The sequence below is a fragment of the Streptomyces sp. x-19 genome (assembly GCF_046549115.1).
Lineage (GTDB): Bacteria > Actinomycetota > Actinomycetes > Streptomycetales > Streptomycetaceae > Streptomyces > Streptomyces albulus_C.
Genome location: NZ_JAJPWK010000007.1, coordinates 171,538 through 187,568, shown reverse-complemented (window position 1 = coordinate 187,568; position 16,031 = coordinate 171,538). Strand labels below are relative to the sequence as shown.

The following is a 16,031-nucleotide window of genomic DNA, read 5'->3' as shown; positions in this document are numbered from 1 at the left end:
GCCTGCCGCGCCGCAGCCAGGCACCCAGCCAGGCACCGTGACCGTTTCGCAGGCGGGTCCGTGGCCCGGCCCGCGGTCCGGGCGGCTTCAGGACCGGGTCGCCCTGGTGATCGGTGGCGCCTCCGGGATCGGTGCGGCCTGTGCGGTGCGCCTGGCCGGGGAGGGGGCCGTGGTGGTGGTCGCGGACCTCGACGAGGACGGTGCGGAGCGGGTGGCCGAACGGATCGGCGCGGCCGGTGGTACGGCACTGGCGCGCCGGGTCGACGTCACCGCCCCGGACAGCGTCGCCCGGGTCGTCACGGATGCCGCCACCGTGCGCAACGGCCTGCGGATCGCGGTGAACAGCGCCGGGGTCAACGGCCCGCTCAGCCCGCTGGCCGAGCTGTCGCCCGCCGACTTCGACGCCGTGCTGAAGGTGAACCTGCACGGTGTCTTCCACGCCCTGCACCACCAACTGCCCGCGATGGCGCCCACCGGCGGCGTCATCGTCAACCTCGCCTCCATCGCCGCGCATGCGGGCTTCCGCAACCACGCCGCCTACGCCGCGGCCAAACAGGGCGTCCTCGCGCTGACCCGGACCGCGGCCCGGGAACACGCCGACCAGGGCATCCGGGTGCTGTCGGTGTCGCCGGGCATCGTCGAGACGCCCATGGTCACCGCGTTGCCGCCCGGTGCCACCGACGGGCTGCTCGCCGCCGTCCCGCTGGGGCGCGCGGCCCGCCCGGCCGAGGTGGCCGGACTCGTCGCGTACCTGGTGTCCGACGACGCCTCGTACCTGACGGGCAGCGACCACGTGGTCGACGGCGGATACCTGGCCAAGTGACGGCCGGACCGTCCCGCTTCCGGCGGCCCGTCCGCGTCGGCCCCGGAAGCGGAAGCGGTGCCGATGACTTGTACCGGCGCTCTGGTGCCCACTCGTCGGCGGGGGATACGTTCTGCTGCGAGGTGCCCCATAACGGGGCATCAAGAGATTGGGGGGAAAAATGCGCAAGATTGCTGTATCGGTCGCTGGTCTGACACTGGCCGTGGGGGTCCTCGGGCTCACCGTGGCTCCCAGTGCCGCGGCGGCGACGCCCTGTCCGTCCGGAGCGGTCTGTATCCGGGAGACCAACGGCAGCATCCTGAGCAAGAACATCTTCTACAGCTACGGCGTCCACAACCTGTCGAACGTCACCGGTGACCGGGTGATCGTGAACAACCAGACGGGCGGCGCCGGATTCCAGTTCTGCTACGGGTACAACGGCGGTGGCGGCTGCTCCGTCGTGATGCGTGGCGTGGGTGAGTCCGCGCCCTACAACATGACGCCGATCAACTCCGTGGTGCTCGTGCCGTAAGCGCCGCCGCGGCGCGACCGGCCGGGGCGACCCGGCCGGCACGCCATGACCGGGCGGCCGGCCGGGGACCTTGGGGGAGGACCTTCGGCCGGTCGCCCGATCGTCGGGGCCGGACGGCGGCCGGGAGGCGGCGGCCCACCCGGTCCCACCCGGTCCTGCCCGGAACCGCGGGCCCGGCGCCGCTGGCCCGCTAGACGGCGGAGCGGAAGCGGTTCCGGTATTCCGTCGGGGTGGTGTCGAGTTTGCGGCGGAAGGCACGGACGAGGGTGTCGATGGTGTGGAACCCGCAGGCGGAGGCGACGCGTTCGAGGGTGTCGTCGGTCGATTCCAGTCGGTTGCGGGCCGCTTCCACCCGGGCCGCCTCGACGTAGGCCGCGGGCGTCATGCCCAGTTCGGTCTTGAAGACGCGGGTGAGCTGCCGCTCACTGACCTTGGCGTGCGCGGCGAGGTCGGCGACGGTGAGGCTGCCGGCGAGGGTGCGCGTGATGTGGTGGCGGAGCCCGTCCATCCGCCGGGTCGTCGAGACGGGCTCCAGTGGAACGCTGAACTGGCTCTGTCCGCTGGGGCGTTTGAGGTACATCACCAGCTGTCGGGCGACGCGCAGCGCCGCGGCCTCGCCGAAGTCGTCCGCCACCAGGGCCAACGACAGGTCCAGGCAGGCGCTGATGCCTGCGCCGGTCCACACGTCGCGGTCGCGGATGAAGATCGGGTCGGCGTCCACCTCGATCGACGGGTGTTCGGCGGCGAGTTGCCGGGCGGTCGACCAGTGGGTCGTGGCGCGCCTGCCGTCGAGCAGACCGGCGGCGGCGAGGAGGTGCGCGCCGACGCAGACGGAGGCGACGCGCCGGGTGCGGCCGGCGAGCGTCCTGACCCAGGCGACCACCGCCGGGTCGGTGACCGCGCGGACGCGGCCGTCGCCGTCCACCTCGACCGAGCCGGGGACCAGCAGGGTGTCGATGCTCCTGCCGGCGACCTCGCGGAAGGTGGTGTCGGGCAGGACGCGGACGCCGGCCGAGGTGGTGACGGGGTCCATGGTCTCGGCGGCCAGCGCGACGCGGTAGCCCGTTTCGCCGGCCAACTCCCTTCGCAGGAGCGCGAACACCTCCGGAGGTCCCGTCACGTCCAGCAGGTCGACGCCGTCGAAGAGGACGACGACGATGAACCGTTCGATGCTGCTCACGAGGGTCTCCGTCCGGCTGGCGAGCCTCCGGGGATGTCCGGATCTGCAGGTTACATGTCATTGCCGACATGCGCGGCGGCTCCTAGCGTGGGAGGCGGCCACCACGTGCTGGCCCTGACCATCCGATCCGCACCCCGAGGGGACACCGCCATGCCTACGACGACCCTGCGCGAACTCACCGGCCTCGACCAGACGCCCGCGTCACTGGCCGACGCGACCCTGATCCTGGTCGACTACCAGAACACCTACACCCGCGGTGTGCTGGAGCTGACCGGGTGGCAGCCGGCCCTGGACGCCGCGGCGGCGCTGTTGGCCGACGCGCGGAAGGCCGGCGCGAAGGTCCTGCACGTCATTCACGACGGTGGGGAAGGCAGTGCCTACGACATCCGGACCGACATCGGTCAGATCCACTCCAGCGTGGCGCCCGTGGACGGCGAGGACGTCGTCGTCAAGGCGGCCCCCGATGCGTTCGTCGGCACCGACCTGGGGGAGCGCGTCGACGCCGCCGGCAACAAGGACGTCATCGTCATCGGATTCATGACGCACATGTGCGTGACCTTCACGGCCCAGGGCGCCTTCCTGCGCGGCAACCGGCCCACCGTGGTGGCCGACGCCTGCGCGACCCGGTCGCTGCGGACGGCCGTCGCGGAACAGCCCGCCGACCAGATCCACCACGGCGCGCTCGCCACGATCGCCGACCTCTACGGCGTGGTCGTGCCGTCCGCCGCCTCGCTGGGCTGAGCGTCGGCTCCCTTGCCGCCGTACCGGCGGGCCGACCACGGGGGAGTGGGCGTGCGGTCCGGCGCGGCGGTTCCGGGGCGGTTCAGTGCGCGCCGTCCGCCCGCCAGCGGAGGGTCAGGTCGGGCAGCCCCTCCATGTTGCGGCTGCCGTCGTCGGTGTCGACCACGGTGAATCCGTGCCGGGTGTAGAACGCCCGGGCGCCGGTGTTCTGTTGGAAGACGTGCAGCGAGACGTCGCCGGTGCTGTGCCGTTTGACCTCGTCGAGCAGGAGCGTCCCGATGCCCTGGCGCAGGACGTCCGGACGCAGGTAGAGGTCGTGCAGCACCGCCCCCTCGACGGTGGCGTAGCCGACGACCTCGGTGTCGCGCAGGGCGACCCACGTCCGGTACGAGGGCAGCACGATGTCCCGGATCCACTGGGTCACGTGGTCGTGGGTGCGTCGCTGCGGCGGGAGGTACGGCATGGTCGCGGCCCGGGAGGCCATGTGGACGTGGGCGATCGAGGCCGCGTCGGTCGGCTCCCCGGGGCGGATCACGGTCTGTGCGTCGACGGTCATCGCAGCAAGGTAGCGCGGTGGTGCGGGGGACACAGGTGAGATTCGGGGGGAGGTGGGGTGAGGGGAGGGGTGTGGGGTCTCTGGGGGTGGAACGGGGGCGCGCCGACTGGCCGGGTTCGTTCGGGTGCCGGCCCACGAGGTGTAAGTTAGGTTAGGCAAACCTAAGTAGCCCCTCCCTGGTTGCCCCTGGAGAACCCGGATGCGTCTTTTCAGTGCTCGCGCTCACACCCCGACCGCCGCCGAGCGTGTCCGCTCGATCCTGGCCGCCGCCCATTCCATGACGGTGGTGAGCGACGGGCTGCACACCGAAGTGCGGCGCCTCGACGGCACCGACGCGATGGGCCACTTCCACCTGCACGCCCCGTGCGAGGGCGACGCCGCCCACCTGGTCGGACGCGTTCCGGTCCGGTTGGAACTCACCGACATCGCGCCCACCCCGGTGCGCGACCGCCTGCGGGCCCGCGTCACCGTGGCCGGGCTGCTGGCCGCCCCGTACGGCCCCGACGCAACCAAGAGCACCTGTATGGAATTCGGCCAGGCCGTCCTCGAAGACGCCGACGGCCGCGCCTACGTGACCCTCGAAGCCCTGGAGGCGGCCGAACCGGACCCCGTGGCGACGAGCGAGGCGGGCATGCTGACCCACCTCGTCGACCACCACGCCGAACTCGTCCCCCTGCTGCTGCGCCTCGTCCGGCCGGTGCCGGAAGCCGGCGTGCTGCGCGTGCTGCCGGTGCGGATGGACCGCCACGGGCTGGTCCTGCGCCTCGAATACCCGAACGGCCACCGGGACGTCCGACTGCCGTTCAGCGCACCGCTGGCCCATGTCGACCAGGCGGGCCCCCGGATCCACGCCCTCGCGGCCACGGCACGGCGCCTCTCCCACACCGGCCACCTGCTCACCTGAGCCGCGCCCGCCTGCGTCAGCAGAACGGCCCGCCCCGAAGGGCGGGCCGTTCGACGTTCACGGACTCCGTCACGGCTGGGCGGTGATTGCCGGGCTATGACGCCCTGTTGGTGGGGCGGCGACGGCGCTCGCGCCGGCGGCCACGGTCAGCGCCGTTGCTGCTGCTGGACGAGCCGACCGCCGCCCTCGACCTGCGCCACCAGGAACTCGTGCTGCGCCTGTGCCGCGGCCGGGCCGCCGCCGGCGCCGCGGTGGTGGTCGTCCTGCACGACCTCGGCCTGGCCGCCGCGCACGCCGACCGCACGGCGGTCCTGCACGAGGGCCGGATCGCCGCGGTGGGGCCACCGTCCGACGTCCTGCGACCCGCACTGCTCAGCCGGGTCTACGGCACCCCGTCGAGGTCCTGCCGCACCCGCGCACCGGCGCGCCCCTGATCCTGCCGCACCGGCCGTGACGTGCCCGGCGGCCGGCTCAGAGGCGTTCGTCGGGCAGCTCCCGATAGCGCTGCCGCAGCACGTCGAGGAGCGGGTGGTCGGTGTCCAGCGGCACGTCGTCGACGGCCGCGAGGGGGCGGACGCCGATCGCGGCGTTGGTCGCGAACGCGGCGTGCAGCTGAGGGAGTTCGGTGCGCGGCACCGGGCGCCGCTGCCACGTGTGCACGGCCTGGAGCAGCCGCATGGTCACCCCCGGCAGCACTCGTGCCGCCGGCCAGACGACGTGTCCTTGCGCGTCGACGAAGCCGACGTTCCACGTCGCGCCCTCGGACAGCGCGTCGGTCCCCGGCTCGACGAACAGCGCGTCGTCGGCACCGGCCCGCTGCGCGGCCCGCCGGATGGCCAACTGCCCGAAGAGCCCGACGTGCTTCACCTCGGGCATCTCCCGCTGGTACGCGACGGTGGTGACCCGCAACGGCGCCAGCGGGCCGCCGACCGGGCGGCAGGTGACCAGGAGGTGCGGCTCGGCGTCGGCCCCGGGCCGGGCCAGCCCCAGGCCGGGGTCGAACACCGTCACCCGCACGGCCAGCGAACCCGTCCGCCCGGCCACGGCCTGGCCGAGGAGGGCGCGGACCCGCGCGCGGTCCAGCGCGGCGTCGAACACGGTCCGGCAGTCGGCCGCCAGGCGGTCGAGGTGCAACGACAGTCCCTTGACGCGCCCGTCGTCGACGCGCAGCGTGGTGAAGTGGCCGAAGTTGGTGAGCGCCAGTGCCTTGAGCGCGTCGACACCGACCGGTTCGCCGTTGAGGTAGTCCATCGGCTCAGTCTGACAGCGCCGCAGGCCACCCCCGCGCCGGCGGTCGCGGACCGCACCGGCGCGGGGGGAGGCCCCGGGCGGCACCCGCCGCCCGGGGCGCGCACCGTGCTCCGCACCGCTCGGGCGGCCCGACGCGGCCGGATCCCGGAGCCGTCACGCCGAGCGGACCGCGTCGGCGAGCCGGGCCACCCGGGCCAGCGTCGGCTCCGCGAGGAATTCGGGCGCCCGGCGGGTGAACACCTCGGCCCCCGCCGCGCCGACGAGCTCGCTCGCCACCTCCGCGACCATGGCGATCATCGCCAGCGAATCGCCGCCCAGTTGGTGGAAGTCGGTCCCGGACCCCATCCCGTCCTGGTCGGTGCCCAGCACCCGCGCCCAGATCTTCGCGACGGCCGCCTCGGTGTCGTCCAACGGCGTCGCGTCGGCGGGCGCCTGCGCGTCGGCGAACGGATCGGGCAGCGCCGACGCCGCGACCTTTCCGTTCACGGTGCGCGGGATCTCCGCGACCACCAACATCGCGGCGGGCACCATGTACGACGGCAGGCGTTCGAGGAGGTGCGCCGTCAGCTCCGCCACCTCGACCGGGGGGACGTCGGGCCGCAGCACGACGTAGCCGCACAGCGCCCGGTCGGTCCGGCCGGGCGGTGTCCGGGGCACGACGACCGCCGCCGCGACCGCCGGATGCGACTCCAGCGTGAACGCGATCTCCGACGGTTCGATGCGGTGCCCCCGCACCTTGACCTGGTCGTCGACGCGCCCGCAGCACTCCACCTCGCCCGACGGCAGCCGGCGCGCCAGGTCCCCGGTCCGGTAGGCGCGGGTGCCGTCGGCCAGCCGCACGAACCGCTGCCGGGTCAGGTCCGGCCGGCCCCGGTAGCCGCGGGCGAGCTGCACGCCGCCGATGTAGAGCTCGCCGGTCTCGCCCGGGGCGACGAACCGGCGCTCCGCGTCGAGCAGGAACAGCGAGACGCCGTCCCGCGGCAGCCCGATGGGCACGTTCGCACCGGTGTCCCGTTCGGCGTCGAAGACGTGGTCGCTGACCCCGATGGTGGCCTCGGCCGGCCCGTAGAGGTTGATGATGCGGCAGGCGGGGCCGAACACCTCCCGGGCCCGCAGGGCGAGGGCCCGGGTGAACTGCTCCCCGATCACCATCAGCGTGCCGACCGCGCCGGGCCGAAGCCCCAGCCGGGTGATCAGGTCGAGGTGCGACGGGGTCAGCGCGAGCGCGGTCGCCCCGGCCTCCAACACCTCCTGCAAGGACAGGTGGTCGAGCTCGTCGCGCATGAGCAGCAGCGTGCCGCCGACCAGGAACGGCAGCACGAGGGAGATCTGCGCGACGTCGAAGGAGAGCGAACACAGCAGGGGGAGCCGGGTGTCCGGGCCGATGCCGTGTTCCCGCAACGCCCAGTGCGCGTAGTTGGTCAGGCTGCGGTGCTCGATGTCGACGCCCTTGGGCCGGCCGGTCGAGCCGGAGGTGTACACCACGTACGCCAGGTCGGACGGCGCGGGCGGCGCCGGCGGCTCGGCCGGGTCGGCCGCGTACGACAGCTCGTCCAGGACCAGCCGGTCGCAGCCCTCGGGCAGGAAGTCACGTCCGTCGTGCGGGTGTTGGGTCAGGCACAGCGGTGCCCGGGCGTCCTGGAGCAGGTCGCGGATCCGCCCGTCCGGGTGTTTGGTGTCCATCGGTAGGTAGGCCGCGCCGGCCAGCAGCGCCCCCCAGGCCCCGGTGACCGCGGCCACCGTCCGGTCCGTGCACAACCCGACGACGGTGTCCCGGCCGATGCCGCGGGCGCGCAGCTCCGCGGCGACCACCCGCGCCCGGCGGTCGAGTTCGGCGTAGGTCACCTCGCCTTCGGGGCCGCTGATCGCCACCGCGTCGGGCCGCGAGCGGACCTGTTCGCGGAACAGGTCGACCACCGTCCGGTCCCCGGGCGCGGCGGCCCCGTCGGCCGGGACCGGCGGCAGCAGCGTGGCCCGCTCCCGGTGGGCGGCCGGCGACAGGGACTCGCAGAGCGCGTCGAGCAGTCGTTCCGCCCCGGCCTCCGCCTCCTCGCCGGGCCACCAGGACAGGGTCAGTTCGGTGCGGCCGTCGGATTCCACGACGTTCAGGCCCAACGGGCTCGCCGGCTCGCGCGGGGCGAGCAGGTAGCTCGCGACCGGCTCGAAGGCGTCGGTGGCGAACGCCTCGGCGGATGTCCTGCCGAGGCTGTTCACGCCGGCCAGTGAGGAGAAACGGTCCGTCCGGCGCGCCTTGCGGTCCACCCCGCGCACGACCATGCGCAGCAGCCCGAGCGGCACCTTCAGCACCTCGGGCCCCGGGGCGCGCACGGTGCCCCGGCGTTCGGACAGCACCGTCAGCAGTTGCTGCTGGGTGGCCTGCCACCCGTCCGCCGGGGTGACCTGGAGCGAGACGGTGACCGCGAAGTTGGAGGTGGAGCGCACCCCCGGGTGGTACGGCCGCAGGTCCACCGGGATGCTCACCGGCACCGTCTCCTGCCCCGAAAGCCGCGCCAGTTCGGTGGCCAGCCGGGCGGCCACCGAGGGGAAGGTGCCGTCGAGCGAACGCCGCCACCAGCGGTGGCCGCCGAACCGCGCGTCCGCCGGCACGCCCAGCAGCGACGGGAGGACGAAGTCCTGGTTCTTGGCGTCCGCCTGGGCGAGCAGCGGGTCGTCCAGTTCGGCCACGGTCGTCACCGACTGCGCGCCCTCCGGTTCCTCACCGCGCAGCGCCCGGAAGACGTCCAGCGCCCACAGGCGCAGCCCGCGGGCGTCCATCACCGCGTGCGAGGCGCGGAAGACGACGGCCGGGAACTCCCCGTCGCACAGCACGACCTCGCAGTACGCGCCGTGCACCGGCAGGGGCCGCCGCAGCTCCGCGACGTCGTTGAGGGTGGTGCGGTCCAACACCGTGCCGGTCGCGCAGCGGACCGGCGGTGGCCGGCGGCTGTCCGACCAGCGGTTGCCCCGCCGGGCCAACCGGGCGCCGGGACAGGACTCCGCGGCCGTGGCGACCGCCCGGCGGAGTTCCGCGGCGTCGATCCGGCCGGCGCCCTCGACGACGAGGTTCAGCACCGGCGACAGCGCGGTGGGGAATCCCAAGTACCAGTGCTCGAAGGGGACCACGGTCCTGGCGAAACGGTGAGTGTCCGCCATGGTGGCTGGTTCTGGCTTCATCCCCGCATCGAACTGCACCCGACACTATGCAATTCCTTAGAGGGTTCGATGCACCTCGATCGCGGATCGCGGTTCTCGGCACCGCGATCGACGCGCCTCGTGCACCGGTACCGGTCGCGGGCCTCCGGCGGGCGGTCCTCAGGCCCCGGGCGCCCGCGGCACCACGAGGGGGGCGGCGTCGCCGGGGCGGTGAGGATGTCGGCGTGCACGGCGTAGAGCTCCTTCACCAGCGGGCCGTCGACGGTGTCGCGGGGGGCGCCCTGCGCGACGTCACCACCGGCGCGAACCCCTGCCGCTCCGCCACCAGGGCGGCAGGCGCGCCGCACCCTGCCGACGGCCCCTTCCTTCACCAAAAACATGCATTCTGCACGGCCTCCCCATGACAGTCATGACTGTCTCACCGTTCGCCGGCGTGACAGCGTGGCTGTTGCCACCGCCCGAGGGGAGTGCGATGAACAAGGGGTACGCGGCCTTCTGCGACGCCGACCGGAAGTTCTACGACGCTCCGCACCGCGTCGCCGGCGATCCCGCCGGACGCACCGCGCCGTACGCGGTGTTGAGCCGGGAACTGCCGGACGGCTGGCAGCGCCACCGCGCGGGCGACTGGCTGGCGTTCCGGCCGCTGGACCGCGAACTGCCCGCCCAGGGCTGGAAGATCCACGTCTCGGCCTGCCTGGACAACGCGGAACGGGTGCTGGCGAAGGTCTGGGACCACTGCGTCCCGCGCTCGGTGGCCTTCAAGTGCATACCGAGCCGCTACCTCCTCCACATGCGCAACGCCAAGTACGCGGACCGCGGGGCCAGCGGCAAGTTCCTGACCGTCTACCCCGCCGACACCGACCAGTGCGGAGTGCTCGCCGAGGAACTGTCCGCCCTCCTCGCCGGCGAGCCGGGACCGTACGTCCTGAGCGACCTGCGCTGGGGCGCCGGACCGGTCCACGTGCGCTACGGCGCCTTCACCGAACGGTACTGCCACGACGAGCACGGCGACCGGCGGCCGGCGATCGAGGACGACCGCGGAACACTCGTCCCCGACCTCCGCGAACCCGCCTTCCGCCCCCCGACGTGGGTGCCGCTCCCGGACTTCCTCGCGCCGCACCTGGCCGCCCGCGACGCCACCACCGTCGCCGACCTGCCGTACACCATCGAACGGGCCCTGCACTTCTCCAACGGCGGCGGCGTCTACGTCGCCCTCGACCGGCGCACCCAGCGGCGCGTGGTCCTCAAGGAAGCTCGCCCGCACGCCGGCCTGGCCGCGGACGAGGCGGACGCGGTCGCCCGCCTGGCGCGCGAACGCGACGCGCTGCAACGGCTGTCCGGCCTGGCCTGCGCGCCCGAAGTCCTCGACTGGTTCACGCTCGGCGAGCACACCTTCCTGGCGCTGGAGTTCGTCGAGGGCCGCCCCCTCAACACCTTCTTCGCCCGCCGCCACCCCCTGATCGAGAACGACCCCGGCCCCGAGCGACTGGCCGACTACACCGCCTGGGCCCTGCGGGTGCACCGCATGGTGACGGAGGCGGTCGAGGCGATCCACGCCCGCGGGGTCGTCTTCAACGACCTCCACCTCTTCAACGTCATGCTCTCCGAGGACGAGTCGTCCGTGGTGCTGCTGGACTTCGAGGCGGCCTCGATCGACGATCCGGACAGCCGGCAGACCGTCGCCAACCCCGGCTTCGTGGCACCCGCCGACCGCCGCGGCCCGGACGTCGACCGCTACGCCCTGGCCTGTCTGCGGCTGGCCCTCTTCCTGCCGCTGACCAGCCTGTGCGCCCTCGACCCGGGGAAGGCCGCACACCTGGCCCGGATCGCCGCCGAACAGTTCCCGGTGCCGGCCGAGTTCCTGGCGCCGGCGGTCGCGGAGATCACCCGCGGTCGACCGACGCCGGTGACGGACGGCCGGGCCGCGCCGGACGCCGCACCACCGGGCGCGCCGGAGGGCTACCTCCCGGTCCGCCTCGGCGACTGGCCGCACAGCCGGGACTCCATGGTCCGCGCCCTCCTGGCCTCGGCCACCCCGGAGCGCGAGGACCGGCTCTTCCCCGGCGACGTCGCCCAGTTCTCCGTCGCGGGCGGCGGGACCTGCGTCGCGCACGGCGCGGCCGGCGTGCTGTACGCCCTGCACGCGACCGGGGCCCGGCCCTTCCCGGCCGGGGAGGAGTGGCTGCTGCGGCGCACGAAGAGCCCGGTGTCGGGCAGCCCCCTCGGCTTCTACGACGGGCTGTCCGGCGTGGCGTGGGTGCTCGACCGGCTCGGCCACCGCGAACCGGCCCTGGACCTGCTCGACCTCATCGCCGCACAACCGTGGCAGGCGCTCGCCCCGGACCTGCACGGCGGACTCGCCGGCCTGGGCCTGGCACTCGACGAACTGGCCGCGTCCACCGGCGAACGCGCCCTGCACGAGAAGGCGTTGCGCTGCACGGAACTCGCCGTCCACCGCCTCGGGGCCGCCCACGCGGCCGCGACCGGCACCGCCCCGGCGGCCCGCGCCGGACTGCTGCACGGTGCCACCGGCGTCGCGCTGCTGTGCCTGCGGATGGCCGAACGCACCGGCGACGCGGGCCTGCTGGACCTGGCCGCCGACGCGCTGCGCCGCGACCTCGCCCACTGCGTGCGCAGCGCCGGCGGCACCCTCCAGGTCAACGAGGGCTGGCGCACCATGCCGTACCTCGGCGCCGGCAGCGTCGGCATCGGGATCGTCCTCGACGACTACCTCGCGCACCGCCCGGACGAGGAGTTCGCCCGCGCCCGAAGCGAGATCGTCCGCGCCGCACAGGCCAAGTTCTACGCCCAACCGGGCCTGTTCCGCGGCGCGGCGGGGATGGTGCTGTACCTCAGCCGCACCACCGCCACCGGGCCCGGCACCGAACGGGCCGACCTCGACCGGCAGATCGACTCGCTCTCCTGGGGCGCCGTCCCCTACCGAGGCCACCTGGCCTTCGCCGGGGAGCAGATGATGCGCCTCTCCATGGACCTGGGCACCGGTACCGCCGGATGCCTGCTCGCCCTGGGCAGCGCCCTGCACGACGCACCCGTGCACCTGCCCTTCCTCCCGCCGCTGCGGCGGCCCTGAAGCCGGTCCCGGTCACCCGGGACCGTTCCTGAAGAACACTCCCGTCCCACGACGAAAGGAAGTCCGATGTCCCTTCTCGACCTCCAGACCCTCCAGACCCCCGAGCCCGAGGGCAACGACGACCTGCACACCGGCAGCCGCGCGAGCCTGCTGCTCTGCGGCGACAGCAGCCTGAGCGTGACCACCTGTAAGTGACCTCCGGTCACCCCGGGGCGACACCGAACGCCCCGGGGTGACCGTCCGCACGACGGAGGTGACGTTCTCGCCATGCCCGCAGCCCCCCGGCCGCCGACCGGGACCGCGCCGGCCGCGCGACCCCGTGGCCACGGTGACGCCGCGGCGGTGCTCCGCGGCGCGCTCCGGCACGGCGCGGCCGGATCCGCGGCCCTCGGCCTGTGCGCCCTGGCCGTCGCCGCGACCGCCCTCGCCCTGCCCGCCCAACTCGGCCGCACCCTCGACCTGGTGCTGGCGGGCGCCCCCGCCGCGCCCGGCGCCCTCGCCCTGAGCGGCGCCCTGCTGGCCGCGGAGGTCGTCCTGGAAGCAGTCGCCGCCCACCTCGGCGGCAGCACCACCGCCCGCAGCACCGCCTGGCTGCGCCGCCGCGGCCTGGACCACCTGCTGTCCCTCGCCCCGCACCGGGCCGCCGACCGCTTCGCCCCCGGCGACCTGGTGACCCGCCTGACCGGCAACGCGGCGGAGGCCGGCACCGCGCCCAGCACCCTGGCCGGGGGAGTGGCGGCGCTGCTCACCCCCGCCGGCGCCCTGCTCGCACTGGCCCTCACCGATCCCTGGCTGGCCGTCGTGTTCGTCGCCGGACTCCCCGTGCTGGCACTGCTGTTGCGGTCCTTCACCCGGGACTCCTCCAGCGCCGTGCGCCGCTACCAGCAGGCCCAGGCCGAGCTCGCCGCCCGCCTCGTCGAGGCGCTCGGCGGGGCCCGGACCATCGCCGCCGCCGGCACCCTGGACGCCGAACGCCGCCGGGTCCTCGCCCCGCTGCCACGACTCGGCGCACAGGGACACCGGATGTGGCGGGTCTACGGGAACGCCGTGGCCGGCAGCGCCGTCGTGGTGCCCCTGCTGACCACCGCGGTACTGGCCGTCGGCGGCATCCGCCTGTCCCACGGGGCCCTCACCGTCGGCGCACTCCTGGCCGCCGCCCGCTACGCCACCCTGGCCGCCGGGCTCGGCGGCGTGACCGGCCAGCTCAACGCCCTGGTGCGCAGCCGCTCCGCGGCCCGCAGGCTGGGCGCACTCCTCGCCCTGCCCCCGCTCACCACCGGCTCCCGCCCGCTGCCCACGGGCGGCCCCGGCCGGCTCGAACTGCGCGCGGTCACCGTCGTGCGCGACGGCGCACCCGCGCTGCGCGACGTGGACCTGGTGGTGCCGGGCGGCACCACCCTGGCGGTGGTCGGTGCCTCCGGCTCCGGCAAGTCGCTGCTGGCGGCCGTCGCCGGACGGCTCGTCGAACCCGACGCCGGGCGCGTCCTGTTGGACGGCGTCCCCCTCGACGCGGTCGATCCGCGCGCACTGCGCCGGGAGGTCGGCTACGCCTTCGAGCGGCCGGTGCTGTTCGGCGACACCCTCGGCGAGGCCATCGGCTGCGGGCCCGACCGGCCGGCCGCCGAGCGGGACCTGGTGGCCGCGGCCCGCGCCGCCGGCGCCGACGCCTTCGTCCGGCTGCTTCCCGACGGGTACCGCACCCCACCGCACCGGGCGCCGCTCTCCGGCGGTGAGCACCAACGCGTCGGACTGGCCCGGGCGTTCGCCCACGCCGGCCGGCTGCTGATCCTCGACGACGCCACCTCCGGCCTGGACACCGTCACCGAACACCAGGTCACCCGAGCCCTGCTGCACGACGTGCGGCCGGGCACCCGGCTGCTGATCACCCACCGGGTCGGCTCCGCGGCCCGCGCCGACCTGGTCGCCTGGCTCGCGGACGGGCGCCTTCGCGCGCTCGCCCCGCACGCCGAGCTCTGGCAGGACGCCGCGTACCGGGCGGTCTTCGCCCCCGGCGCCCCGGACACGCCGACCCCCGCCGAACCGGAGACCGCCCCGTGACGGCCCCCGCCTTCCGGCTGCTGCCGCGCGCCGTGCGCTTCCTGCGGGCCCGGCCCCGGGCGCTCCTGGCGATGGCGGCCTGGTCCGTGCTGGAGTCCGGGCACACCTTCGTCGGCGGCTACGCCGTCGCCCACGCCCTCGACGCCGGGTTCCTGGCCGGGCGCACCGGCACCGGTCTGGCCTGGTTGGCGGTGGCCGCGGTGACCGTCGTCCTCGGCGGAATCGCGGGCCGCGGCGTCTTCCGGGGACTGGCCGCACTCGTCGAGCCGCTGCGCGACCGGCTGGTGCGCCAGGTGGTCACCGCCGCGCTGGGCCGGGCGGTGGCGGACCCCTCCAGAGCGGCGGACAGCGCCGTGGTCTCCCGCCTGACCAACCAGACGGAACTGGCCCGGGACAGCTTCGCCGGCCTGGTGCTGGTGGCCCGCTCCTTCGTCTTCACCGCCGCCGGGGCCCTGGTCGGGCTGCTCTCGCTCGCCCCGGAACTGCTGCTCGTCGTCGTCCCGCCGCTGCTGGCCGGACTGGTCCTCTTCCTGGCCACCCTCGTCCCGATGGCCCGCCACCAACGGGCCTTCCTCCAGGCCGACGAGGCGCTGGCGGCGGAGCTCGGCGCGGTGGCGACCGGCCTGCGCGACGTGGTCGCCTGCGGGGCCCAACGCCGCACGGCGGCCCGCACCCACGCCCTGATCGAGGCCGAGGCCCGGACCGCCCGCCGCCTGGCACGCTGGACGGCCGCCCGCAGTCTCGCACTCGGCATCGCCGGCCAACTGCCGGTGCTCCTGCTGCTGCTCGCCGCCCCCTGGCTGCTGCGCCGGCACCTCACCACCGGGGACGTCCTGGGCGCCCTCACCTATCTGACCCAGGCGCTGCAACCCGCCCTCCAGAGCGTGATGCAGGCCCTCGGCACCGCCGGCACCCGACTCCTGGTGGTGCTCGAACGACTCACCGGCGAGACCCCGCCCGACCCGAAACCGGCGCCCCCGGCCGCGCCGACGGCACCGCCCGCCGACGGCCCCCGGGTGGAATTCCGCGCCACCACCTTCTCCTACGGCACCGGCGCCCGACCGGTCGTCCGCGACCTGCACCTCACCGTCGAACCGGGCGAACACCTCGTGGTCGTCGGCCCCAGCGGAACCGGCAAGTCCACCCTCACCGGGCTCGCCGCGGGGCTGCTCACGCCCACCGCCGGCGAGGTCCGCGTCGCCGGCCGGGCACCGTCCGCACCCACCACCGGCCCCGACCCGCACCGCGTCCTCATCCCGCAGCAGGCATACGTGTTCACCGGCACGGTGCGCGAGAACCTGCTGTACCTCTGCCCCGACGGTGCGCCGCCCCACGCACTGGAGGCGTCCCTGGACGCCGTCGGCCTGGGCCCGCTCGTGGACCGGCTGGGCGGGCTGGACGCCCCGCTCGACCCGACCGCGCTGTCCCAGGGGGAACGCCAACTGCTCGCCCTGGGCCGGGCCCACCTCTCCCCGGCACCCCTGGTGCTCCTCGACGAAGCCACCTGCCACCTCGACCCGGCCGCCGAGGAACGCGCCGAACGCGCCTTCCGCGACCGCCCCGGCACCCTCGTGGTCGTCGCTCACCGGATCAGCTCCGCCCGGCGGGCCGACCGCATCCTGGTCCTGGACGGCACCCGCACCGACCTCGGCACGCACGCCGACCTCCTGCGCCGCTCGCCGCTCTACCGCGACCTGGCGGGCGGCTGGGACCCGCAGTGCCCGGAGCGCCCCCCGACCGGGGCGCACCTCGCGTGACGGCGC

The 16,031-nt window shown here is 74.8% G+C and carries 12 protein-coding genes and 1 pseudogene; 9 read left to right on the top strand and 4 right to left on the bottom strand.

From position 1 onward, the window contains the following. The first annotated feature begins 37 nt into the window (after positions 1-37). Positions 38-823 carry an SDR family NAD(P)-dependent oxidoreductase gene (locus tag ACLJT4_RS19710; RefSeq protein ID WP_411123569.1) on the top strand — a complete coding sequence of 262 codons (786 nt, stop codon included), beginning with the start codon at positions 38-40 and terminating at the stop codon, positions 821-823. 160 nt (positions 824-983) lie between these two features. Continuing rightward, positions 984-1,334 carry a hypothetical protein gene (locus ACLJT4_RS19705; protein ID WP_411123568.1) on the top strand — a complete coding sequence of 117 codons (351 nt, stop codon included), beginning with the start codon at positions 984-986 and terminating at the stop codon, positions 1,332-1,334. 190 nt (positions 1,335-1,524) lie between these two features. Here ACLJT4_RS19705 and ACLJT4_RS19700 read toward each other — a convergent pair whose 3' ends face one another. Continuing rightward, complete coding sequence (locus ACLJT4_RS19700; RefSeq protein ID WP_411123567.1) at positions 1,525-2,514, bottom strand: GlxA family transcriptional regulator; 990 nt, start codon at positions 2,512-2,514, stop codon at positions 1,525-1,527. 150 nt (positions 2,515-2,664) lie between these two features. Between ACLJT4_RS19700 and ACLJT4_RS19695 the strand changes: the two genes are divergently transcribed. Continuing rightward, positions 2,665-3,255, top strand: a complete 591-nt coding sequence (locus tag ACLJT4_RS19695; RefSeq protein ID WP_411123566.1) for a cysteine hydrolase family protein — start codon at positions 2,665-2,667, stop codon at positions 3,253-3,255. Positions 3,256-3,337: 82 nt separating this feature from the next. Here the strand turns inward: ACLJT4_RS19695 and ACLJT4_RS19690 are convergent, their stop codons facing one another. Continuing rightward, entirely contained in the window at positions 3,338-3,811 is a 474-nt protein-coding gene (locus ACLJT4_RS19690; RefSeq protein ID WP_411123565.1) for a GNAT family N-acetyltransferase, read from the bottom strand. 199 nt (positions 3,812-4,010) lie between these two features. Between ACLJT4_RS19690 and ACLJT4_RS19685 the strand changes: the two genes are divergently transcribed. Then, positions 4,011-4,715, top strand: coding sequence for a DUF2470 domain-containing protein (locus tag ACLJT4_RS19685; protein WP_411123564.1), 705 nt, complete (start codon positions 4,011-4,013; stop codon positions 4,713-4,715). Between the two features lie 95 nt (positions 4,716-4,810). After that, positions 4,811-5,169: pseudogene (locus ACLJT4_RS19680) on the top strand (hemin ABC transporter ATP-binding protein); the annotation flags it as partial. A 17-nt stretch (positions 5,170-5,186) separates the two neighbouring features. On the opposite strand, the gene ACLJT4_RS19675 reads toward ACLJT4_RS19680, so the two are convergent. Both ACLJT4_RS19675 and ACLJT4_RS19670 read right to left on the bottom strand, forming a co-directional pair. Then, the gene (locus tag ACLJT4_RS19675; protein WP_411123563.1) at positions 5,187-5,966 is read right to left on the bottom strand and encodes an aminotransferase class IV; all 780 of its coding nucleotides are present in this window, start codon (positions 5,964-5,966) and stop codon (positions 5,187-5,189) included. A gap of 153 nt (positions 5,967-6,119) precedes the next feature. Continuing rightward, the gene (locus tag ACLJT4_RS19670; RefSeq protein WP_411123562.1) at positions 6,120-9,140 is read right to left on the bottom strand and encodes an amino acid adenylation domain-containing protein; all 3,021 of its coding nucleotides are present in this window, start codon (positions 9,138-9,140) and stop codon (positions 6,120-6,122) included. Between the two features lie 451 nt (positions 9,141-9,591). Here ACLJT4_RS19670 and lanKC point away from each other — a divergent pair, with 451 nt between their 5' ends. From lanKC to ACLJT4_RS19650, 4 genes are all read left to right on the top strand, one after another. Continuing rightward, a complete protein-coding gene (lanKC, locus tag ACLJT4_RS19665; protein WP_411123561.1) occupies positions 9,592-12,210 on the top strand; it encodes a class III lanthionine synthetase LanKC in 2,619 nt (872 codons plus the stop codon). Between the two features lie 66 nt (positions 12,211-12,276). Then, positions 12,277-12,405, top strand: coding sequence for a SapB/AmfS family lanthipeptide (locus ACLJT4_RS19660; RefSeq protein ID WP_016570339.1), 129 nt, complete (start codon positions 12,277-12,279; stop codon positions 12,403-12,405). A 72-nt stretch (positions 12,406-12,477) separates the two neighbouring features. After that, positions 12,478-14,268 (top strand): ABC transporter transmembrane domain-containing protein, encoded by a 1,791-nt coding sequence (locus ACLJT4_RS19655; protein WP_411123560.1) that lies wholly within the window; start codon positions 12,478-12,480, stop codon positions 14,266-14,268. 71 nt (positions 14,269-14,339) lie between these two features. Then, positions 14,340-16,025 (top strand): ATP-binding cassette domain-containing protein, encoded by a 1,686-nt coding sequence (locus tag ACLJT4_RS19650; protein WP_411123785.1) that lies wholly within the window; start codon positions 14,340-14,342, stop codon positions 16,023-16,025. The last annotated feature ends 6 nt before the right edge of the window (positions 16,026-16,031 follow it).

Bases quoted from the DNA above. Each gene is read 5' to 3' on its own strand.
- ACLJT4_RS19675 (WP_411123563.1), bottom strand. From the start codon at position 5,966: ATGGACTACCTCAACGGCGAACCGGTCGGTGTCGACGCGCTCAAGGCA.
- ACLJT4_RS19655 (WP_411123560.1), top strand. From the start codon at position 12,478: ATGCCCGCAGCCCCCCGGCCGCCGACCGGGACCGCGCCGGCCGCGCGA.
- ACLJT4_RS19685 (WP_411123564.1), top strand. From the start codon at position 4,011: ATGCGTCTTTTCAGTGCTCGCGCTCACACCCCGACCGCCGCCGAGCGT.
- lanKC (WP_411123561.1), top strand. From the start codon at position 9,592: ATGAACAAGGGGTACGCGGCCTTCTGCGACGCCGACCGGAAGTTCTAC.
- ACLJT4_RS19695 (WP_411123566.1), top strand. From the start codon at position 2,665: ATGCCTACGACGACCCTGCGCGAACTCACCGGCCTCGACCAGACGCCC.
- ACLJT4_RS19690 (WP_411123565.1), bottom strand. From the start codon at position 3,811: ATGACCGTCGACGCACAGACCGTGATCCGCCCCGGGGAGCCGACCGAC.
- ACLJT4_RS19660 (WP_016570339.1), top strand. From the start codon at position 12,277: ATGTCCCTTCTCGACCTCCAGACCCTCCAGACCCCCGAGCCCGAGGGC.
- ACLJT4_RS19670 (WP_411123562.1), bottom strand. From the start codon at position 9,140: ATGAAGCCAGAACCAGCCACCATGGCGGACACTCACCGTTTCGCCAGG.
- ACLJT4_RS19650 (WP_411123785.1), top strand. From the start codon at position 14,340: ATGGCGGCCTGGTCCGTGCTGGAGTCCGGGCACACCTTCGTCGGCGGC.
- ACLJT4_RS19705 (WP_411123568.1), top strand. From the start codon at position 984: ATGCGCAAGATTGCTGTATCGGTCGCTGGTCTGACACTGGCCGTGGGG.